Source organism: Paraflavitalea sp. (genome assembly GCF_059502485.1).
On the sequence record NZ_JCACET010000011.1, the window covers coordinates 885,689 to 907,755 of the forward strand.

Below are 22,067 nucleotides of genomic sequence, written 5' to 3' on the forward strand. Positions count from 1 at the left end.
TACAGTTAGGTAATTTCATCCATTACAGTATTTTTGTGCACTGCCCCTGCCGAATGAAAGTACTGTTATCCTTTTCATGGAGCCTGCTGCTCATCTGTTCGCATGCCTTGTCAGGAAACTATATTGCCATTTAGGGTTTCATATAACATTTGGGGGATTTACCAAAGGAGAGAAATGCATCTTTCATTATTTTCCGGCTTGTGCTGCACTGACAATATCGTCGATTTCTTTCGCAAAATAGCTTTTAGCCAAACGGGATCCAATTAGATAGTTTTTCGAATAAACCTCATCATCAACAACAATAGGCTTAGTATTCTTAAACTGCTTTATTGTCGCTTTCAAATCTTCAATAAATGCTTGTCTTTGTGTTGGCAGAACAAAAAAATAGAATTTATCAAATTTAACGACATCAAAATAAAGTATCTTTTTAGCAGACTTTAGAACAACAGTGTTGGCATTTTTAATGGTCCACGAACCGCTGTCAACCTTAAATCTTGCCATACAGCTAAAGTCATTTTTTTGAAATGTCATATTTGAGTCCAGACTAAAGCTGTATCCACCAAACCCGTCACTCTTATAAAAACTGCCTATAATATCGTTGCAGGTAATTGAATCAGCAAGCATCAACCCTTCTATACCATTATGAATAGTCTTCTCAGCCACTTGTCCATATACAAGTGTCGAAAATAATAAAGCGATTACTGTTATTACTTTTGACATAGTAAAGCATCTATTTATATATTAAGTCAATGCCTATTTCCAACTTATCCCCCTGCCCTGCTTGATGAAATATACAACTATACCTTGATCTCCATTTTAGCTTTTATCGACTCGTAAACATCTTGTATTAGCTTTATATTGGAATGGCCGTCCGGCAATATCTCCTTAACGATCGCAAGACTCTTCGCTGCCAACTCTAATGCCCACGAATAATCACCCATTTCCTCAAGATGGCCTGCCAGAATATAATAGCGCTGCGCAAGGCCAGGGTGATTGGGAGGAAATTCCTGTTCGATCGAAGCAAGGGCTTTTTTAAAGTAACCACACGCACCCGGATAATCCCCCAACTCTTTTAGCACGTATGCCATATTTCCATAATTAGTACCATTAAAAGGATGGATGGGGCTTAAATAATGTTCGCCCGTATGTATTGCCTTCTCCAACAAAGTACGCGCATGGTCCTTCTCCCCCTGAAGCATCAATAGCATAGCCAGGTTCGAATAAATCCTGGCCGTATCGATATGATTCGGTCCAAAGTTGCGTTCAAACAAGTGAACTGCTTTTTCCAACAGCAAACGGGCTTCATCATATTTACGCAACGACTGAAAAACCAATCCAAGATTTGAATATACTGCACCAACGTAAGGATGGTCAACACCGAGATGACGCTCTAATAAAGGCAAGGATTTCTCCAACCATCTCCGCGCTTCGTTGGAATTGCCAATCAGGTTAAACAGCCATCCAAGATCAGCATAAATTCTGGCAGTAGCAACATGCTCCGGACCTAAATTTCGCTCGAAGGAATGCATCGCTTTCTGCGACAACTCCATTGCACTGTTATAATCGCCCAAGTCCTTGAGCACGATTGCCAGACTGGAATACCTCCTTGCTGTAATAGGGTGTTGTGGGCCATAATGACGTTCATCTGAATGCATTGCTTTGATCAACAACGAACGAGCTCCCCTATAATCACCCAGATCTTTAAGTATACTTGCAAGACGAGCATAGTTTGTAGCGGTAGTAGGATGGTCAGCGCCCAAATTGTGCTCAAATGTTGGTATTGCTTTTTCCAACAACATCCTGGCCCTGTTAAAATCACTGAGATCCTGCAATACAACCCCAAGGCTACTTTGCAATTCAGCAAATTTTGTAGCAGTTGAATCCCGGAAAGCATTTAGCAAAGCCTCCCCATAAGGTACCCATGGAAACCTAATGACAGGATTATCCAAATTAAAATTCGAATTTAGTTTCTCTAAAATGTTATCCATTAATTGCTCTACATCCTGTAAAGACGGCGACAACTCCTTCATCACCACCTCCTTTACAATCACGTGCATTTTATAGGCATCAGTCTCTTCATTGTGCAGCAGCCACCCCTGCTCTACCAGCCTGTTAAGCGTCTCGGCAAATGCCTCTTTCTTTTCCTCATCGGGGCTGATCAACTCCATCAACAGTTCGTAAGTATGAAATTCCGTAGGCAGACAGGCAAACTGCTTCATCATCCAGGCTTCCTCTTCATTTAACCCGCTCAAATTAAAAATGGAAGACAAATAAGAACGTACACGATCTATCTTTTCACCCTTATGCTCCACATAAACATTCGATGACAAGTCATCCTGAATAGATGTTTTCAACACTTCAATATTCAGCTTTCGCCTTTGTGCTGTTTTGGCCAATATTTCGATAGTCAGCGTGTGAAAATCTATGTTTTTCACCAATTCAGCTACGAGCACTTCATCCTTGATGAAGGAACAATGCTTTTGGAATAAAGCAATAGCTTGTTCAGGCGACAAAAAATCCAGCGCTTTCAAATAAAACCCATCCACCCTTTCCCGGGAAGTCACCAACACATGCCACCGGGGTTGTGCCGGCAATACATTTTTTAGAGCCACCAGCTTCTCATTGGCATTGTCAAGAATAAGCAGATTGGGACTATCAGGAATATCCTTTAACCTGTGAAGTATTTCATTACACACCTGTAACCTTTGCTTTCCTTGCTTATCTACCGATAACTTTTCAGCAAGCCCTTCCGCATTGATAATATCGGTAACCATATCATCAGTTAGGTGCGTAACCCAGGCAATATGCCTATACTCGTTGTAATATTTACCAATATATCCTTGCGCCAGTGTGGTCTTGCCAATACCACCCAATCCATTGACCACTACTACACGCCCACTATCAAACAGCAACTCATGCAGTTGCTGCAATTCGGCTTCCCGGCCAATAATATCATCAGGATGGATTCTTGGTATTTTCAGTGTTAACTCTTTGGGAAGCGATGGCTCCGGACCTTGCTTAGCTAACTCGTCTTTCCTGCGCAACATATCAACGATGACAGCCCTGATCTTTTGCAGGATAGCCGTTTTATCCGTTTCAGTGGCAGTGGCAGACGTTCCGTATACAGCCTCATAAATGAGGTTATCCACTGAAATGTATTCCCGGATATAAGTTTCCGGTGTCCAGCACTTAATAGGCGTTCGTGTGGTAACAACGAGCTTATCCAGCACGTTCACATTAATATTGGAGAAATTAACATGCGGAGACAAGGCGATATATCCATCTGCTTTGTGGCTGGATGCGTTTAATTCATGCACTTTTATAGCAATATCGTTCCAGGATATGCCGGTTGTATAATCCTTACATTCAAAATAGAATTTCCGTTCCTTACCACTATCATCAATAAATGCAATCCGGATATCAAATCCATTTTGCGTACCGGCACCCTGCCGCCGTGCCTCTGTTACTGCGAAGCCAAGTTGCTCAAACAATTTTTTGAGGTATTCCAGCGACTTTTCTTCAAAAGCTGCTCCTTTGGCCATGATGGTCAATTATTAAATGATTATGCAATCGGTTTAAAAGAAGAAGATGAGAGTACTGATTAGCGGCAGGAATAAATAACTTATGGAAAGATAAGCATTAGGGAAAATACTAACAAGCCGCAGGTCCATTTTTTGCCTTTTTCGTTGACCTTCACTGTTTGGGACGGAGCGCCTGGGAGCATTTCACTGGTTTTGTGTAAACTTGCATCGTACTGATTAACACCCATGACACTTCCGCCCGATATACAACAACTTATCTTCGAAACCCTCAACGGTGATAAAACCCCTTTAGAATTCGAAGCCTGGTTGTATGCAGATACCCGTCTGGAAAAGCTATTACCCCCGGAAGAATATCTTGAATTGATATCTTTTGGCTACAAAAGCCCGACGGCCAAATATGAACTACCCAGCCTGCTGGAGCGATTTATTGATAAAGGTGAGTGGGAAACATGGAGACTGCGTTCCCTGCTAACAAGAGCACTGCAGCGGGATGAACAGCTTCCCCATATTCTAATTACATTTTATGACCTATACTGCAAAGGCTATACATTCCTTAGCACCCTGGGATTAGAATATGGACTAACAGTGAAAGCACCTTCTGCGCAGGAAGACTGGAACGACTTAACCCCAAAAAAGCAACAACAATTACTGGCCAGCTTTTATCCGCAATTGGAAGTAGAGATAAAAAAAGTCCTACATTGGTTAGACACCTGGGCAATTATACTGACAGGCAACACAAATACTTATGGTCGTTACGACGATTACACCGATAGTAGAATTGAAGATGAGAAAGGCCTCACTGAATACCAACCGGATATTTCAAAGGAATCCACTATCGATACCAAACACCTCGAGGGCAAACGTGTTTTCTGGAGCAACAAATGGGACAAGCTCTGGCTACTGATCATCCCGGCAGGTTTGCTCATTGAAACCCTGACCACAGACAGGTATTCCCCCTTCTGGTTTTGGACAATCGTTATCGGCGCCTCCGCTTTTATCTCGTATGTATTGTACCACATGTTCCACCCAAAGTTTGCCTGGATCGACCCATCCACCACAGAAGGAAGGAAGTTAGAGCAATTAGCCTTTAAACTTCGCCTCAACGATGAAGGCATTTTTGAATATACAACGGAAGGTTTCACTGTCAGCCAGGACAACAATAACCGATTGATACGCTGGACAGACATTACCACTATTTTCGCCTATAAACTTGACCTGATGACGGTTGACGAATTACATATGGATGTATTTGCTAAAGACGGGACAAAGTTACATTTCAGTGAAGAATACGCGGGCTGGCACCAGTTCATCGAAAAGACCAAAGAAATGCTTCCCAATATCGACAAAGAGTTTGAAGCTAAACTCATATTTCCGCCGTTTGAAACCAACCTTACGCTCGTTTACGATTCAGCAGGCAGAACAGCAGAGGAGGCGCAGAAAGTGCATTACCCGGCGTAAAGTTTAATATAAGGCACTAAAGAAATGTCACTTCCCGGCTATTACTCCTTAAAATCCAATTATAAAATGCGGCGGGAAAACAGTTAATTGCGACCTTGTTAAGGCAAACCAAAACCTTGCACATGAGGCTCATACCCCCACACCATCTTCGCAAACTTTCCTACTGGTTACTATTACTACTACCCGCAGGGCTGATGGCACAAAAACAAACTGCGGTTCAATTTACCATCGACACCAAAAACAAAGCCCAGACCATCGATAACATCGGCGCCGCAGGCTGCTGGTTTTCCGAAGGCATCGGCAAACACTGGCCCGAGCCTAAAAAGGAACAGATAGCACAGTGGCTCTTCAGTAGGGAAACAGACAACGAAGGCAACCCTAAAGGCATCGGTCTCTCCTCCTGGCGTTTCAACATTGGCGGCGGCACTACCGAACAAGGCGACAGTAGCGGCATCCGTGACTTTCGCAAAAGGGTGGAAAGCTTTCAGAACCCTGATGGCTCCTACGACTGGAATAAGCAGGCAGGCTACATCTGGTTCGTGAAAAAAGCTAAACAATACGGCGTAGAAAACCTCATAGCCTTCTCCAATACCCCGCCCGTACAGTTTACGAAGAACGGCCGCGGCTTCAAGACAGAAAAAGATTACACCACCAATCTGCGGGATGACAGATACAACGCCTATGCTGGCTTCCTTGCCGACGTGCTCAAACACTTCGACAACGAAGGATTACACTTCAACTACATCAGTCCGGTCAACGAACCACAGTGGGACTGGAGCAACAAACCTGGCCAGGCCAGTCAGGAAGGAAGCCCCTGGCACAATAGCGATATCCACCGCATCACACGGGCAGTAGATAGCGCCCTCACCGCACAGAACCTCACTTCAAAGATCATGATCACCGAAGCAGGCATGCTCAATTACCTCTATGGCAATGCAGGCCGTTCGGGCACACAAATACAACAATTCTTTGGAGAAGGAAGCGATCTGCAATTATCTAAACTGCCGCACATGGCCCGCTTCATTGGTGGCCACAGCTACTTCACCGATGCAGGAGATACCAACCGCATCAAAATAAGACAGCAATTAAAAGACACCGCACAGAAATATGGTGTCGACTTCTGGCAAACAGAATACTCCATGCTGGCCGACGGGTTCCGGGAAGGTACGAAAGGCAGGAGAAGCGCGATCGACTGCGCCCTCTTCCTGGCTAAAATGATCCACACCGACCTCATAGTGGCCAATGCCTGCGCCTGGCAGCTATGGAACAGCTATGAGCCAGGCAATCCCGACTTCGACACCCGCTATTACCTCATTGCCCTCAAGCCCAACGCCACGCATACCGATGGAGAATACTTCCAAACGAAAGGACTATGGGCCATGGGTAACTACAGCCGTTTCATCAGGCCCGGCATGCAACGCATCAACACTACACGCAGTGACAACAAAGATGACCTCACTGCTTCACAACACATCATGCTCTCGGCGTTCACAAGCAATAAGCAACTCACCATAATAGCCATCAACTATACCACCGAAGCACAGGATATAAAACTCACCATCAAAAGTTTTGGTAAAATAAAGACCATCAAAAAATACCAGACCACCGCCACAGCGGAGGACAACCTGAAAGCATATACAGTACAGGGCACGAAGAAAGCTATCACGTTGCCTGCAAGATCAGTCACCACCTTTGTACTGGAAAAATAAACGGCCACGATTCCCAACCCAACGATGCGATGAAATTGCTGCCAGGTTATAAGCAACCGTAATTACCCTCATTGCTATTGCCCGTCAACAAAGATTTGATATTTGTCGCCAATTGAAATTTTCTTCTGATTGATGTCTATTTCCATTTTATGGTCTGTTTAAGTTGTCTGTACCAGTACGCTCAAATATACATTTATACTATCTTTATTTAAAACAGCTTAATACTCTCAGAGATATCAGCAAATTTCTATTATGATCTCAACATTAAAAAACAGTCTCTGGAACCACTTCAACGCCAGCATCGACATGCTTCAACATGCCATAGAACTATGCCCGGAAAAATACTGGCATACCAGCCTGAAGTTTTATTACATATCTTACCACACAACCGTATTCCTGGACTACTATCTCACCATGCCACCCAGAAACTTCAAAGCCCTGCTCCCCTATACACTTACCGAGCCTGTTAATATGCCAGCAGATGCCATAGACGATGTAGTACCTGATAAAATATATACGCAACAGGAATTGCTCAACTACCTGCATGCAACACGCGAAAAATGCCGTCAGGTGATTGCCAGCCTTACCGAAGAAAGATTACAGGAACGTTGGTTGGGAGAATCGGAAGACGTAGACCTCTCTCTGGCAGGACGCGATACACTCACCAGTTCCGTACTCGATATATTATTGTACAATATGCGTCACGTGCAGCACCATACCGCACAACTCAACCTGATACTCCGGCAAACAATTAATGATGCGCCCGACTGGGTGGCACATGCCAAAGCCCCTGTGTGATTCCACACTCCCATTAAAAATTCCCACCATACATCGCTGGCACAGGATTTTTATAGCATACTGCGTAACACCAAACAACGCAGTTATGAAATCAAACACCACTAAAGCCGCCACCCGCAAAGTATTGATTATTGAAGATGAAGGTGATCTTTGCCTGTTACTGAACATTTTACTGGACGGAAAAGACATGGAAGTAGACCACGTCCCCACTTTGGCAAAAGCTGAGGAATACCTTCTACAGGAAGAGCCTTCCATGATCCTGCTCGACAACCGCCTGCCCGACGGTTTTGGGGTTGACTTCATCAGCTCCATCAAAAAGCAACACCCTTCCACCAAAGTCATTATGATTTCCGGTGTGGATGTAGCAGCTAAAGATGTAGCGATGGAAAATGGAGCAGATGCCTTCCTCAAAAAACCATTCACCAAAGCCGAACTGTTTCAATCAGTCTCCGGCCTAATGAATTGATAACCTGTTTGTCCTTACCAACAATAACCAGAAAGAGCGCCGCATTGGAATTGCCGGCGTTCTTTCTATTTATGATCGGGTCAATACATTAAACTCGTTATGATTTTTTATTGTCCTTCCCCAGTGCATTAAAGTTGAGCCGCACATTCAACAACCCAAACCAATCCCCGTTCTTCGGATCGTATTTAATTTCCAGTGGTACCCATACCTCACTGAACACCCGGATACGCAAGGTCCCATTCAGCGTCAACATATCCCGCTTTTCATCTTTATACAAAGAACCCGATCTGTAGTAATAACTGCCCGCCACCTTAAACTCCAGCCAGCTGCGATCAGTATCTTTCGCATTCAGGATAAAGTTGAAACCACCTTCCACATTCAGGATACCACGCTTCAGGTCACGTCCGGCTTTCAGCGTATCATCCACCAACTGGTAAGCAGCTTTCACATTATACTCGATATTTGCCTGCTTATTGTTCTTGAGCAGCCCTTGCACTGCCTCCGTGGAGAATACTACATTCGAGAACATGAACTGGTCTTTGTAAGTAGTATCGCTGACACCCACCGTCCAGAGAAACCTGTTATTGAAGTTCTTTTTTAAGGCTGCATATTGTTTATCGGCATCCTGCCGGATACTATAGGCGGGATCTTTTTTCATCCTGGACAGCAAAAAAACAAGCGTATCCCGTTTCGCAATTTCCAGAAGCTTATCCCGGACCTCCACATCCAGTTGGTCAAGCTTAAGCTCTCCATGATAAAACGATGCTACCTGATCTCCAAACTTATTCTGCCTGGCCGTATCTCCACTTAGTGATGAAATAAACAACTCTACACTATCCTGGAGTGGTCCAAACTCTCTCAGGAGAGAATCGGTTTCTACTTCGATCAGGAACGCCCTGCTCACCGTTTCATCCCGCCTGTCGATAAGGGCATATTTAACGCCTGAGGAAAAACCATTGAACTTATAACTCGTATCGAGCCTGGCTGCAAATGCAAAGTTGAGTTTCCTGAGCCGCTTATATTTCAGGTATTGCCCGGTTCTCAACAGGTCGGGATTCATTTTTGCCATGATGGCAAAAGGATTGGATGTAAATTTCAACTCCTTGTCAGGACCAGTAAACGTGTTCACGGCAATCTGGAAAAAACTATTCAGCACATCTTTATAATTACCGGTAGCCAGGGAATCAGCTGTCAACACCGTGTTCTTACCAACCTGGGCAAACACGACCCCACACCCAAGACAGCAAATTGCTGTCAGCAATAATATTTTTTTCATGGCTTTTACTTAGGTTAAAGAATCGTATAACGTTCGATGATCTTGCCGGCTTTCAGGCTCGTTGGAGAAGCAGGCCTGGTATCCACACTCACAGTAATCTTACCGGTTCCTGCACAGGTGCCTTTTACCGATGCAGTATCCCGGGAACGCACATCACTGAAATGCAGCGTACCGTCATCAGAAACAGTTTGAGAGTCGACTATTTGTCCATCCCTGAACAACGTAACAGTGGCTGTTGCCACACCCTCAAAAAATTCAAATTTAAAATCTGCAGTGCCCGTAGTGGAGGAAGTAAACCCCAACAAACTCAACTGCCTGCCGCCCTGAATTGCTTTTGGAGGTGCGCTCTTTTTAGCAACTGCTTTCTTCGGTGGAGCTTTCTTTGCAACCCCTTTTTTAGGAGCTGCTTTTTTAGCGGCCTTTTGGGGAGCAGCTTTCTTTACCGGCGCTTTCTTCGCCACTTTCTTTTTGGCAGTCACTTTGCCTTTTTTGGAAACAGATTTAGACATGAGGATGAGTTTTATGGATAATAAGTAAATAAACATTGAAGTTCCCACCTATCCTGGCACCACTCAAGCAGCATTTCACCCAAACAATACACCGTGTTTTCACCCTTGCAGCACAAAAAGCACGGTTCTAAAAACTTACGTATATTTAAACCGAAGCCTATCCCACAAGAACATGACTAAAGTATTCTTTACCTGCTGCTACCTGATTATAGCACTCAACAGCATGGCTCAATCCCCCACCGGTTCATCATTCGATTTCAATAAAAAGGTTACGGTTGCCCAGCTACGGGAAGACTTGAAAACACTAAAGGATAGTTTGGAGATCATCATTCAATTACTCACTACAATGAAGCGCTATTTCTCCGATGAAGGTACTAATGAAATATTACAATTAAAACGAATAGAACAACGATTTGCCTTTCAGTATTACTTAACCTATGGCTATGCCAGGAACTTTGCCCTCCAATACTCTATTGGCAATAAGCCACCAGTTACCAGACAGGTGAATGCTCAACCATTTTCCGTGATCAGGCAAAACCGCACAAAGAACCAGGCGAAGTATCCCAACTTACAATCACTGTTCCCACAGCCACCCTATTTATCCTTGACAATAAACGAGCAGCAACGCAGTTCGCAGCATTGGTGAAACGAAATAAGCGGGGCATTTTGATTGGAGAAGCTGCACCAGATTCTTTATACGGAGGTTCCGGCAGAGGATATAGCTATTTTTACCTTCCTCACTCTGGCCTGTTGACCATGATTTCCCAATACCGTTTGTACATGACCGGTTCAGGTTTAAAAGTAAAAGATATGGGTATTACACCGGATCATAAACCCCAACGATCAATACAGGATACCCTTAGTGGTAAAGACAAAGACCTGGAATATGCAGAAAAACTGATCTCTGCAACTCCAGGTCCTTAACTTTATCAAATAGAAATATGTCGGCAAAACAAAAAATTTCATACACGATTCAGATAGCCTACGAGCTATTATGCTTTGGTGGCGCCCTGGTGATTGTTACATATATAAAAGAGACACCTGCTAAAACAATCCCTTATTTATTCATCCCCCTTTTATTTTTCCATTTATTGGGAAATTCAGGTGCCAAAAAACTTACATACAGCCTCGCCATAGCATTCCTTGCCTATCTAACCTGGACAATAATCGTGACCTTTTATTTGACAAACTATTTGGAAAATAGCCATATCATCGGTGAACATTCCATATGGGATACCTTCGCTTTTTTAATTCCTTTCGTCTTAACCATCTGGACTTTTATCTGGAGTATTAAAAAACGTACACCCAAAAACAGGTTTGAAACAGTATATCTTATTTGTGTCATTGTGATATTACTCATCTTTACCAATTGCATCACATACTAAAGTTTTGGCGGCCTGACCACAAAAATTGAGAGAATTATTGCCAAAATGTAAAGTTTACATTACTTTTAGTTAAGTAAACCTTACATCATGAAGCAGAAACCCTTCCCTTACGCCCCCTGGACCAAGGTAATAGGATGCTTGGCCGTGCTTGCCGGGATCTTCAGTTTCCTCAATCAATACCGCAAAACCGGCGTTTTCGATTACAATGAACTGGCCGTGGGCGCCTGCTTTGGCTTCCTGTTTATATTCTTCTCCCGCGAAAAGACGGATGATGAAATGGTACACCACCTCAAGTTCAAAGCCCTCACACGCGCAGTGATCATTACTTTCTTTCTCATGCACCTGTACAACTATATCTTCCTCAACTGGCAGTTCGATCGGGCAAATGGAAAGATACTCTCCATATCTGCCTATCAGTTTTTAGCAGCAACACTTCTCCTTGCAACAGGCATCTTTTACTTTCAGAAAAGACAGCACGCATTAAAAGGAGAAGAATGAAAAACCAGCTAAAAGTAGAGCGAACAAAACATGATATGACACAGGCAGACCTGGCACAAAAAGTAAACGTATCACGTCAAACCATCATCGCCATCGAGTCTGGCCGATTTATACCTTCTACAGTCTTATCCCTGAAAATAGCCAAAGTACTCAACTGCCGGCCCGATGAAATTTTCTTCCTGGAAGAAGAAGACTGGAAGTCATAAAATCGATTACACTTCCTGCTGATAATACCTGTTAAAAAACAGGGAGACGGATAACACCAGGAATGCAATACTTAGCCACAGCAATAAGCCCGCCAGCACTGCCACGAAAATAAAGAAGTAGATAACCCCAATAACCTTGAGGTAATTCATCATCCGCTCAAAAGAGAAAAGCAGCAGGCTATTAAGGAATAGCAGGATGCCATAGCCAAACGAAAAATAAAGTAAGGCATCAGACCAGTAAAGATGTTCAGGAGTCAGCGACAATATGATGAATGATTCAGGAATAAACAACAGCAAGTAAAACAACATATACTGCCATAACCTGTGCCCTAAGGACACCGGCAAAGCACGGTAAAACCCAAGCCTGCTTCGCTCCATTTCTTTTATCCTGAACAATAGCGCACCATGTCCCAGCAATCCAAAACTGTAAAAAAGAAAGATCATACGGTGGTCGCGTTCATCTGTCAGCGTATTGGCCACGATCAGGTATAGCATACCGCAACTGAATAGTTTGGTCACCAGCAACAGCACAGGCTTTATTACCAACACATACCTGATGAGAAAACGGGGATAGAATTGCTTCCAGGGCAAGGATGGTATTCTCCAACGAATAGTCCAGGCACGTGTTCCGGGATGACGCAACAAATAATAATAACGTGCAGCACTCAACAAACAAACAGCTACGTTGAAAAACAATACAATGAAAGTAGCCCCATACAAGTGTTGTTGAAAGCCGATCTTCAGCATGAACAGCACATAAATGCCTACAGGCAGGTAGATCAACAATTGCATCAACAGCAGTTGCCGGTAACTGCGCACCGCCCCCGTTAAAAGCTGTTGATAAAGAAAAGAATAATCCCGGCGGTGTAGGATGGTTTCTACAAAGCGCAGGCATTTCCAGGCATAGAGCAGCCAGGCGATGAGCACCGGCAACAGCATAGAAGGATTGGTCAACGTTCCGATGATCAGGGAATAATGGTACTCCAGCAACCCTACCTCATTGGCCCTGCCCACTGCCAGCACCATAATAAAAAAGAGAAAGGCAAAAAGACCGGCATTCTGCCGGTAATAAGTGCGGCCAATGGACCTTACCAGAAGGGTATTGCTCATGCTGCCGGTTGAATGGTACGGTTTGTAATGATCAGCTTTTTGTCGATAACCAATGCGTCATCAGCTATCGGCTGATGAGAGCTGAAGATAAAGCTGGTATTGTGCTTCGTCCGGTATTCCCGGATAAGTGTTGGCAGTACCTGCGCTCCCTCTGCATCGAGTGTGGCCAGCGGCTCATCCAGCAGAATCAGCGAAGGTGCACCAATAAAAGCCAGCAGCAGGGATAATCGCTTGACCATCCCGCTGGAATAAGCCTCCACGGTCAGGTCGATGAACGAGCCGACAGCAAAGAAATCGATGAGTGCATCCACTTGTTGCGGCCCGGGTTTCCGCGTGCCCCGGTAAAAGTTGATCAAATCCCGGGCTGTCACGAAAGGCGGATAAAGCGGCTCCGCTTCTGCCCAGCCCACTTGTCCGCGGTAGCTGGCCGGCTGCTTATGCAGATCAATATCGTTCAGTAATATACTGCCTTTGAAAGAGGCCATACCGGCAATCATACGCAGCAGGGTGGTTTTGCCGGAGCCATTGGCGCCTGTCAACCAATAAATACCTCTTTCAAAAGACAGGTCGGGAATATCCAATATGAGCGTGCCCGCATACTCTTTACGGACCTGTTGAATGGTGAGCATGCCCCATCTGTCGGGAAATTGGCAAGATATTACAGCTATTGCTCCCCTTTCTCTCTGTCATTCTCTTCGTGCAACAATGCTTCAATTTCCATAGATTCTCCATTCATCCTCCATTCATCCTCCGTTCATCTTCCGTTACAGAACGGAGAATGAATGTGGAAACAATGGATTTAAATCGAACTTATAATGTTTAATAAGCCTATTTATCGACTGCTGGGATAGAACCAGCATTATTAACTTTTCAACCCATCAACCTTTCAACTGATCACAACGCACGTTGAATAACTCCATCCAGATAGATACCAATATCCTCCCGGGCACCGGTAGAGCGGTTGATGATGGCTCCGTCCTTACCGATCACGATGTGCACCGGGAGGCTTTCGATCTGATAGGCATCATTGACCTTACCACCATCATTTACTACCTTGTAGAGAAAGCTGCGCTTCTTAAAGAATTGTTGCAACCTGGCCGTTTCATCGCCGGTGATGGCAAGAAATACAACGTTGCCGTTGTCACGATACTTTTGTACCAGCTTATTCAAGGCAGGCATCTCCCCAATACAAGGCCCGCAACCTATTCCCCAGAAATTGACCACCACTACCTTTCCTTTTAGTGCAGCAAGGCTAACCGTTTTGCCCTGCAGGTCTTTACCGGTAAAGTTTGGCGCAAGCGGTATAACAGCAGCAGATGCAGGAGCTTTTTTTCGCAAAGAGGCAGCCAATACTTCTACGCTTTTTTCCTTCACCGTGCAGTAAGGAAAGATGGCTTTTATAGAATCCAGCACATCATCTTTTCCATTTTTGTACAACTGCTTATAATCTTCCAGCGCCATATCGAGATTGCCCGCCTTGTGGTAAGCCCGTGCCCGTATTGCCAACACTTCCGATAATAGATTGCCTTCGTAATTACTGCCAGCCAGTAAGGCAATAGCTGCTGATGCATTCGTTACTGCTTCGTTGTATTCCTGCAACAACAGGTTGGCTTCGCTCAATTTTTGCAACAGGTAAGGAACATACATACTGTAGTGTCCGGGTGAAAGCCGGAATTGATGATTGATACTCCCCTCCTGCCACAGCCTGATGAAGCGCATGAGCATGACTTTGGCACTATCCACTTTTTCCTGTCGATCGATATAGATCTCCGGCAATTTATCCAGGGCATAGTAAGGAATGCTTTCCTGTGCATATCGGGGCAACAAGGCCTTTTCAAAATGCGCAATCGTGAGTGCAGGTAGTTTACTCAGGTAGTAAGTCACATTGCCATCGCTGCTCAATGCAGCATCGGGCCACTGCACATAGATGCGTGCCAGTTGTTGGCGCACGTCCTCCTCTATCTGCTTACTGCTTGCTTTATAATATTCATAATTGTACAAGCTGAAAGCCAGCAGCGTTGCCTCCGCCTGCGGGAATGCATCAAACAGTTTCAGCAGGTATGTTTTGGCTTCAGGCAGCCGGCCCGTCTTGGCATACCCCACACACAAAGCCGCACACAGGTCAGCACGGGGGGCAGACTGATTACGGTACGTTTGTTCTAATGGTGCTAACAAAGCAGTAATGAGTTGCCTGCTCTCTTCTATTCCTTTGTACATGGAAATCACATTGAAATATTTCGCGTATGTGAGATAGTGTTGCGGGTAATGTTGTATTTCTTTTTCAAAAGGAACACGCGGATCGGTTGAAAAGAAATCGTCCCAATAAGCACCGGCCACCGGCTGTTGTGTACCTTTTGTGTAAACGTGTAGTTTGCGCGCAGCCTTATCGTCATCTTTATTGAGCGTGTAAAAGCGGATGCTGCAGGAAGCAATGCCAGCAGGCAACACAAACGATTGTGTTAATGTATCACTTCCTTCCATGCGCAATACTTTCCAATCGTAACCACCATCCTGTTTCCAGGTAACGATCTTGACATAGACCGGCTCTTTGCCGGAAAGTGCGGCCGATGTATCACGTAAATGATAATGTATGCGCAAGGTATCGCCCCAGGCAGGATGAGCGGGAGTAATAGTACTGACCTGTGCGGATGCCTGTACATTTGACACGATATAATAAATTGGTAATAATAATCTGCTTATCTTTTGGACGGAGAATAACATACTTGTTTTTTTCCAAAAGAATGCACACCGCATCGCATCAGAAAATATGATTGACAGATGCCCGAAAAGCGCTGACCGGTAAGCCCGGCAAACAGATCACCAACAATGGCAACCAGCCTCTATACATTCGTCAGCTCCGGGCCGACATTGATCCCCGGCTGGTTCACATTCATCAGGCCAGGATGCTTATCTGGTCAAAATCCAAGACATTTATAGTTAGCATTTACACTATGGCATACCAAAGTAAAGCGATCAATAAGCTATGGCAACTTTCTTTCACCGACTGGCGTTATCGCCTGGTGCTGCATGCAGGTTTCTGGATTTTCCTGCTTTTCTTCTGGCTGCGCGAAAACCTCGTCGTGCACATCGAGCTCGCCCAGCATTACGCTATCACACTTTCAGGTATCGCCCTAAGCCTGTTTCTCTTCTATCCGCTGGTATATGGTATTATTCCACTATTGCGGCGCAGGCGCTGGGTGATAGCAATCATACTTTTTATCATTTATTACCTTATCGGTATTCTGTTGCGAACCTATCACATCACCTTGCTGGTAGACAATTATAAATCCGAAGGCGGGTGGTTTGCAGGACAGGACTTCTGGGATAAGTTTTACCAACACCAACTACAGCCCCACCGGCTGGTTGCCGATTTCTTCAGCAGCATTACCGGTCTCATCACTATTATCTTCATCCCGCTTACGCTCAAATTCGTGCGGCATGCCTGGCGCAGCCATTTGCAGCAAACGCAATTGGAGAAAGAAAATGTACAACTGGAACTTAATTTCCTCAAAGCGCAGGTAAATCCCCACCTGCTCTTTAACTCGCTCAACAACCTGCAATCATTTATAGTTCATGATGAAAAAGAGCGATCTGTAGAGTTGCTGAACAGGCTGGCACAACTTTTACGCTTTTCTTTATATGAATGCAAGGGCGAGTTCGTGACCCTGGAGCAGGAAGCTACCCTGCTGGAAAATTATATCGCCATAGAAAGGGTACGGTATGATGAACAATCCGTTATTACTACTGATATTCGTATCACTCCATTAAACTATCCTTTACCTGCACTGCTGTTGATGCCCCTTGTAGAGAATGCTTTTAAATACAGCACAGCACTGCCGGACGCTTCCATACAGATTCAACTAACTGCCTGCCAAAATGTGCTGACGTTTATAGCCAGCAACAGCTATGCGCCCGGTGATCCATCGCACCGGGGAGGCATCGGCTTGCAAAACGTACGCAAAAGGCTGCAGCATTATTTTCCTGACCGACACGAACTGACTATTGAGGACACACAAAATAAGTTCACCGTTACATTAACTATATACCCAGTCGCTCATGAATTGTCTGATCGTAGATGACGAACCACAAGCAAGGAAACTCCTTGCTACGTACCTGGCCACTATTCCCGGCTGCAGCATTGCCGGCGCATGCCGCAATGCCATGGAGGCATATGAAGCATTGCAAACGGGAAAGATCGACTTATTGTTCCTCGACATCAAAATGCCCGTTGTATCAGGCACTGATTTCCTGCGGTCGCTGAAGAACCCGCCCCTCGTCATCTTTACCACAGCATATGATAAATATGCCATGGAAGGTTATGAGCTGAACGTAGTGGACTACCTGCTCAAACCCATCGCTCTCCCACGCCTGCTGCAGGCAGTAGACAAAGCCCGCGAGCGGTACAAAGAAAAACTGCTGACTCCGCAGGAGCCACCGCCCGATTACACATTCGTAAAGCAGGATAATAAGCTGGTCAAAGTAATGTTCCGTGATATCCGCTTTGTGGAAGGCATGCAGAATTACATCAAGCTTCACCTCACAGATTCGGTGATGATCGTCCCCTCCACGATGAAGGCATTCGAGAAAGTATTGCCGCCTTCACAATTCATCCGGGTACATCGCTCCTATATTGCTTCTGTGAGTTTCATTACAGCCATCCGGAGCGGACAGATAGAATTAAGCTCCCTGCAGCTGCCCATTGGCATCAGTTATAAAGATGATCTGTTGAAGTCCCTGGGACAGTGAGAACTACTTCTCAATCCTTGCCCTGCGCAGTTCCAGCAGGTTGAGGCCATTGGCAGGAAATCCTTTCAGCCATAGTTGTTCGAGGTGGATCACTTCGTCGTACCAGAGCGGCACTACGGGTGCATCCTGTATCACCAGCTGGTCCATCTGCTGGTATAGCTTGTAGCGCAGGCTGTCGTTTTCAGTAAGGATAGCTTGCTCATATAACTTATCAAATGTGGGATTCTTATAACGCGTGTAGTTGGGCGGTGCAGGATTCTTGCCATAGAATACACTCAGGTAATTTTCTGCTTCGGGATAGTCGGCCATCCAGCTGCCACGGAAGAATAGGGCCTGCGATTTGGCCGTTTGTTCCAGCAGCAGGCTTTTCTGTACTACCTCTACCTGTATCTTCAGCCCCACTTCTTCCAACTGACGTGCAATAAAACTGGCGAGGTCGGAATAGATAGCAATGGTGAGCAGTTTCACGGCAGGCAGCCCTGCCCCATCGGGAAAGCCCGCTTCGGCCAACAAGCGCCGCGCTTTGGCCGGATCATACCGGTATCCTTTTACAATCGATGAATCGAACGATGGCAAGCCGGAAGGAATAAACCCGCTTTCTGCCGGCGTACCAATAGAGTTGCGCAGATACATCATCATCTTGCGGCGATCGAAACCATAGTTGATGGCCTGGCGGATAGCTTTTAATTTCAGCGGCGAGCGCTGTACCAATTCATTACTGCTGTCTACCATGATGCCCAGGTATTCAGTATTGAGATAGGCATGTTTGGTCAGCCTGATCTTTCCTTCCCAGTCTTTGCGCAGGATACCTTTTTTAGTAAGTACCTCATCTTTAAACGAAGCTTCGATATCGTTAATAAAATCCAGTTGTCCCTGGCGAAATAAGAGAAACTCCGTGGCCTTGCTGTCGTAAAAGCTGGTTTTGATGGCGTCGAGATAAGGCAGGCGGCTGCCGGCACTGTCCTTCTCGAAATAGCGTTCATGCTTCATCATGATCAGCACCTGCCCTTCCTCCCAGCTTTTAAAAGCAAAAGGGCCGGTACCACAGGGATGGCTGCGAAAATCGGGTCCATATTTTTCTACGGCTTCTTTGGCCACCACCGAACAATATTGCATACTCATCAACCCGAGGATAGGTGTGAATGGCCGGGAAAGCGTGAGCCGGAAAGTGGAGTCGTCCAACGCTTTGAAACCATCGGTAGCTGGTATGCGGTTATTGAATATCCAGGCGCCGCTGCTGGCCGTGGCCGGGTTGATGATCCGTTTTAAGCTATACTCCACATCATGCGCCGTCATCTTACGCCCTTTGCCACCGGGAAAAGCTTCATTGTCGTGAAAATATACATCATCCCGCAGGTGGAAAGTATATACCAGCCGGTCATCACTTACGTCCCACCGGTAAGCGAGCGAAGGCACAATACGCAGGTCGTTATCAGTTTCCACAAGGGTACTGTACAATTGATGCACCGCCCAAATAATAGATTGGTTTTTAGCAAAGGCCGGATCGAGCGAAGCGATACCGCTGTATTCATTGTACCGGAATACCTGCTTATCGTGAGCAGCCCGCTCTCCACAGGCGCTTATTATCAGAAAAGTGGAAAAACCGATGATAAAAAATAGTGGGTTAGCTTTCATATTCTGCGCTAAATTTAGCACTTCAAAAACATATCACTTTGATCCGGAACAAAATAAATACCCTGCGTTTTTTTGCAGGCCGGCTACTTCCAGTAACCGCTTTAGCCTCCTTTGTCTTTTTAGGGATGGTTAATTCCTGTGCAGCCCAGCCGTTGAACCAGAAGAAAGGGTTCAGCCGGCAGGACAGTCTGCGCGGCACCCTGCGTCCCGAAAGGACATGGTGGGACGTGCAGCGCTACGATGTACATGTGACACCCGATTACAGCAGCAAGACCATCAGTGGTAAGGTATACATGCATATCAAATTGAGCGGCAAGGCTACCCGGACTATAATGCAGATCGATTTACAGGAGCCGATGGAGTTGGATAGTGTAGTCTACGACCTGAACACAGGTAAAAGCATCAGGCATTTTGTAGCACCTATCCGCCGCGAAGGCAATGTATGGTGGGTGGAAACAGCAGCATTTCAGAAAAACCTTAATACAGAAGACCCGACATTGGTGCTGTATTTCCATGGCAAGCCGCGGGAGGCCGTTCGCCCACCATGGGATGGCGGCTGGATATGGACAAAGGACAAACAAGGCCGTCCCTGGATGAGCGTTGCCTGTCAGGGTTTGGGTGCCAGCGTATGGTATCCCTGCAAAGACCACCAAAGCGATGAGCCCGACAAAGGAGCATCCCTTACTATGACAGTCCCCGATTCATTAGTAGCCGTAGGCAATGGCCGCATGGTAGACAAACGCTCCGCCGGTAACGGACTCACCACCTGGTCATGGAATGTAACCAACCCGATCAACAACTACAACCTCATACCCTACATTGGTAAATACGCAACCTGGCATGAAGACTTTCCCGGAGAGAAAGGCAAGCTCGATTGTGACTACTGGGTATTGGACTACAACCTCGGTAAAGCAAAAGAACAATTCAAACAGGCCACTTCTATGTTGAAATGCTTTGAACATTGGTTTGGCCCCTACCCTTTTTATGAGGATAGTTATAAGCTGGTAGAAGCACCACACCTTGGTATGGAACACCAGAGCGCTGTGGCTTATGGCAATAATTTTGAGAACGGCTATCGCGGCCGCGACCTCTCCGGCAGTGGCTGGGGCAACAAGTGGGATTTCATCATCGTACATGAAAGCGGCCACGAATGGTTTGCCAACAACATCACCAGCAATGACATTGCCGACATGTGGATACATGAAGGCTTCACCAACTATTCAGAAACCATCTATACCACTTGCGAATACGGTGTAGAAGCTGGTAATGATTATTGCATCGGCACCCGCAAAGCCATCCAAAACGATATTCCCATCATTGGCCACTATGGTGTGAACCAGGAAGGCAGTGGCGACATGTATTACAAAGGCGGCAACCTACTCCACACGATCCGTAACATCATTGGCGATGATGAGAAGTTCCGCCAGATACTACGCGGCCTGAACCAGACCTTCTACCACAAAACAGTCGATACAAAACAGGTAGAAGACTATATCAGCAAACAAGCCGGCAAGGATTTCTCCAAAGTGTTTGATCAATACCTGCGCACGATACAGATACCGGTGCTGGAATACAAAACCGAAGCAGGCGGCATTCAATTCCGGTGGATCAACAGCGTAAAAGGTTTCAACATGCCCGTGAAAGTGAAGCTGAGTGGCGATCGCACACAATTCATTACGCCTTCCGAAGAATGGCAGTCGTTAAAACTGGCGGATTGGTATGATGGAAAGACCTTCGAAGTAGACAGGAATTTCTATGTGAATAAAAAGCAAGTGAATTAAAGTTGATAAGTTAATAAGTTGAAAGGTTGACAAGGAGAAGCGTTTTCCCTTGTCAACCTTTCAACTTTTAAACCTGTTAACTTATAAACTTTTCAACTGTTATCTTATCCTCCTGGAATACTCCTCCAGCTTATCCTTCTCTGCCTTTGTAAGGCTTTTCATACCACCCTTGCCGATCTTATCGAGGATGCGGTCTATTTCCTGCTGGCGGTTGTGCTGGTCTTCATTGTATTTCTGGTCGATGGTGTACCCTTGCTGATGTTTTTTAAAGAAAAAATTATCGACCATCAGTATGTGCGGACGTGTGATGATGAGGTAAATAAAGGCAATGGTGGGCAGGGAAATAATAAGTATGGTCACGTAGTTCTCTACCAGCGCCTGCGGCCGCATGATAATAGCAACGACCATACCGATCAGTGCGCCACCCAGGTGGGAATCGTGCCCGACGTTGCCTTTCCTCGACCGGATGCCATAGATCGAGACCAACACATATATCAAGCCGTACAACCAGCCTGGCAGTGATATAGGTATCAGGAACTGCCTGATCTCGAAACCAGGCAACAAAGCAATACATCCAAAGATCACACCGGCTACAGCCCCCGACGCTCCTATTGAACTATAATCACCGCTATGGCGATGGATATACAGAGAAAGCAGGTCGCCCCCTACAAGACTGATAAAATAAACGAGCAGGAAGCCCCACCAATCGAGTATCATGCCCAATGGTCCGGCGAAAAAATACAGGGCGAGCATGTTAAAGATGAGGTGTAGCCAATTGGAATGCAAAAAACCAGAAGTGATCAGCCGGTCGCGCTGGCGATACATCAAGATGCCATCTACATTGAACTTATAACGTTCGAAGAATCCCTTATCACCAAATCCCTTCCAGGATATGAGTACAGTGGCAATAATCAGCAGAAATATAATAATTCCGGTTACATCCATTGC

At 45.5% G+C, this 22,067-nt stretch carries 20 protein-coding genes; 11 read left to right on the plus strand and 9 right to left on the minus strand.

The window, feature by feature from the left end; translation table 11 throughout:
* Positions 1–186: 186 nt before the first annotated feature.
* Positions 187–720 carry a hypothetical protein gene (locus tag AC5JBY_RS31320; protein WP_495908647.1) on the minus strand — a complete coding sequence of 178 codons (534 nt, stop codon included), beginning with the start codon at positions 718–720 and terminating at the stop codon, positions 187–189.
* Between the two features lie 77 nt (positions 721–797).
* Positions 798–3,542 (minus strand): tetratricopeptide repeat protein, encoded by a 2,745-nt coding sequence (locus AC5JBY_RS31325; RefSeq protein WP_495908648.1) that lies wholly within the window; start codon positions 3,540–3,542, stop codon positions 798–800.
* Between the two features lie 225 nt (positions 3,543–3,767).
* Between AC5JBY_RS31325 and AC5JBY_RS31330 the strand changes: the two genes are divergently transcribed.
* The 4 genes from AC5JBY_RS31330 (at position 3,768) to AC5JBY_RS31345 (ending at position 7,973) form a co-directional block, all read left to right on the plus strand.
* Positions 3,768–5,000, plus strand: coding sequence for a hypothetical protein (locus AC5JBY_RS31330; protein ID WP_495908649.1), 1,233 nt, complete (start codon positions 3,768–3,770; stop codon positions 4,998–5,000).
* Positions 5,001–5,122: 122 nt separating this feature from the next.
* Entirely contained in the window at positions 5,123–6,709 is a 1,587-nt protein-coding gene (locus AC5JBY_RS31335) for a glycoside hydrolase (protein WP_495908650.1), read from the plus strand.
* A gap of 252 nt (positions 6,710–6,961) precedes the next feature.
* Positions 6,962–7,507 (plus strand): DinB family protein, encoded by a 546-nt coding sequence (locus AC5JBY_RS31340; RefSeq protein WP_495908651.1) that lies wholly within the window; start codon positions 6,962–6,964, stop codon positions 7,505–7,507.
* Positions 7,508–7,592: 85 nt separating this feature from the next.
* Positions 7,593–7,973 carry a response regulator gene (locus tag AC5JBY_RS31345; RefSeq protein ID WP_495908652.1) on the plus strand — a complete coding sequence of 127 codons (381 nt, stop codon included), beginning with the start codon at positions 7,593–7,595 and terminating at the stop codon, positions 7,971–7,973.
* A 97-nt stretch (positions 7,974–8,070) separates the two neighbouring features.
* Here the strand turns inward: AC5JBY_RS31345 and AC5JBY_RS31350 are convergent, their stop codons facing one another.
* Complete coding sequence (locus AC5JBY_RS31350; protein ID WP_495908653.1) at positions 8,071–9,249, minus strand: hypothetical protein; 1,179 nt, start codon at positions 9,247–9,249, stop codon at positions 8,071–8,073.
* A gap of 14 nt (positions 9,250–9,263) precedes the next feature.
* Entirely contained in the window at positions 9,264–9,758 is a 495-nt protein-coding gene (locus AC5JBY_RS31355; protein WP_495908654.1) for a hypothetical protein, read from the minus strand.
* Positions 9,759–9,930: 172 nt separating this feature from the next.
* On the opposite strand from AC5JBY_RS31355, the gene AC5JBY_RS31360 reads away from it, so the two are divergent.
* The 4 genes from AC5JBY_RS31360 (at position 9,931) to AC5JBY_RS31375 (ending at position 11,847) form a co-directional block, all read left to right on the plus strand.
* A complete protein-coding gene (locus tag AC5JBY_RS31360; protein ID WP_495908655.1) occupies positions 9,931–10,404 on the plus strand; it encodes a hypothetical protein in 474 nt (157 codons plus the stop codon).
* Positions 10,401–10,682, plus strand: a complete 282-nt coding sequence (locus AC5JBY_RS31365) for a hypothetical protein (protein WP_495908656.1) — start codon at positions 10,401–10,403, stop codon at positions 10,680–10,682. The genes AC5JBY_RS31360 and AC5JBY_RS31365 overlap by 4 nt, the downstream gene beginning before the upstream one ends.
* A 548-nt stretch (positions 10,683–11,230) precedes the next feature.
* On the plus strand, positions 11,231–11,641 hold the full coding sequence (locus AC5JBY_RS31370) for a hypothetical protein (RefSeq protein WP_495908657.1): 411 nt from the start codon (positions 11,231–11,233) through the stop codon (positions 11,639–11,641).
* Positions 11,638–11,847, plus strand: a complete 210-nt coding sequence (locus AC5JBY_RS31375) for a helix-turn-helix transcriptional regulator (RefSeq protein ID WP_495908658.1) — start codon at positions 11,638–11,640, stop codon at positions 11,845–11,847. Before AC5JBY_RS31370 ends, AC5JBY_RS31375 begins: the two co-directional genes overlap by 4 nt.
* 6 nt (positions 11,848–11,853) lie before the next feature.
* Here AC5JBY_RS31375 and AC5JBY_RS31380 read toward each other — a convergent pair whose 3' ends face one another.
* The 3 genes from AC5JBY_RS31380 to AC5JBY_RS31390 all read right to left on the minus strand — a co-directional run bounded on the left by AC5JBY_RS31380 (position 11,854) and on the right by AC5JBY_RS31390 (position 15,624).
* Complete coding sequence (locus AC5JBY_RS31380; protein WP_495908659.1) at positions 11,854–12,957, minus strand: hypothetical protein; 1,104 nt, start codon at positions 12,955–12,957, stop codon at positions 11,854–11,856.
* On the minus strand, positions 12,954–13,586 hold the full coding sequence (locus tag AC5JBY_RS31385; RefSeq protein WP_495908660.1) for an ABC transporter ATP-binding protein: 633 nt from the start codon (positions 13,584–13,586) through the stop codon (positions 12,954–12,956). The genes AC5JBY_RS31380 and AC5JBY_RS31385 overlap by 4 nt, the downstream gene beginning before the upstream one ends.
* 265 nt (positions 13,587–13,851) lie before the next feature.
* Positions 13,852–15,624 (minus strand): TlpA family protein disulfide reductase, encoded by a 1,773-nt coding sequence (locus AC5JBY_RS31390; protein WP_495908661.1) that lies wholly within the window; start codon positions 15,622–15,624, stop codon positions 13,852–13,854.
* A gap of 104 nt (positions 15,625–15,728) precedes the next feature.
* Here AC5JBY_RS31390 and AC5JBY_RS31395 point away from each other — a divergent pair, with 104 nt between their 5' ends.
* Together AC5JBY_RS31395 and AC5JBY_RS31400 are read left to right on the plus strand one after the other, a co-directional pair.
* Positions 15,729–17,036, plus strand: coding sequence for a sensor histidine kinase (locus AC5JBY_RS31395; protein ID WP_495908662.1), 1,308 nt, complete (start codon positions 15,729–15,731; stop codon positions 17,034–17,036).
* Positions 17,014–17,703 (plus strand): LytR/AlgR family response regulator transcription factor, encoded by a 690-nt coding sequence (locus AC5JBY_RS31400; RefSeq protein WP_495908663.1) that lies wholly within the window; start codon positions 17,014–17,016, stop codon positions 17,701–17,703. Before AC5JBY_RS31395 ends, AC5JBY_RS31400 begins: the two co-directional genes overlap by 23 nt.
* A 3-nt stretch (positions 17,704–17,706) precedes the next feature.
* On the opposite strand, the gene AC5JBY_RS31405 is transcribed toward AC5JBY_RS31400, so the two are convergent.
* Positions 17,707–19,338, minus strand: coding sequence for an ABC transporter substrate-binding protein (locus AC5JBY_RS31405; RefSeq protein WP_495908664.1), 1,632 nt, complete (start codon positions 19,336–19,338; stop codon positions 17,707–17,709).
* A 125-nt stretch (positions 19,339–19,463) separates the two neighbouring features.
* Here AC5JBY_RS31405 and AC5JBY_RS31410 point away from each other — a divergent pair, with 125 nt between their 5' ends.
* On the plus strand, positions 19,464–21,119 hold the full coding sequence (locus AC5JBY_RS31410) for a M1 family metallopeptidase (RefSeq protein ID WP_495908665.1): 1,656 nt from the start codon (positions 19,464–19,466) through the stop codon (positions 21,117–21,119).
* Between the two features lie 99 nt (positions 21,120–21,218).
* Here the strand turns inward: AC5JBY_RS31410 and AC5JBY_RS31415 are convergent, their stop codons facing one another.
* Positions 21,219–22,064, minus strand: a complete 846-nt coding sequence (locus tag AC5JBY_RS31415) for a rhomboid family intramembrane serine protease (RefSeq protein WP_495908666.1) — start codon at positions 22,062–22,064, stop codon at positions 21,219–21,221.
* Between the last annotated feature and the right edge of the window lie 3 nt (positions 22,065–22,067).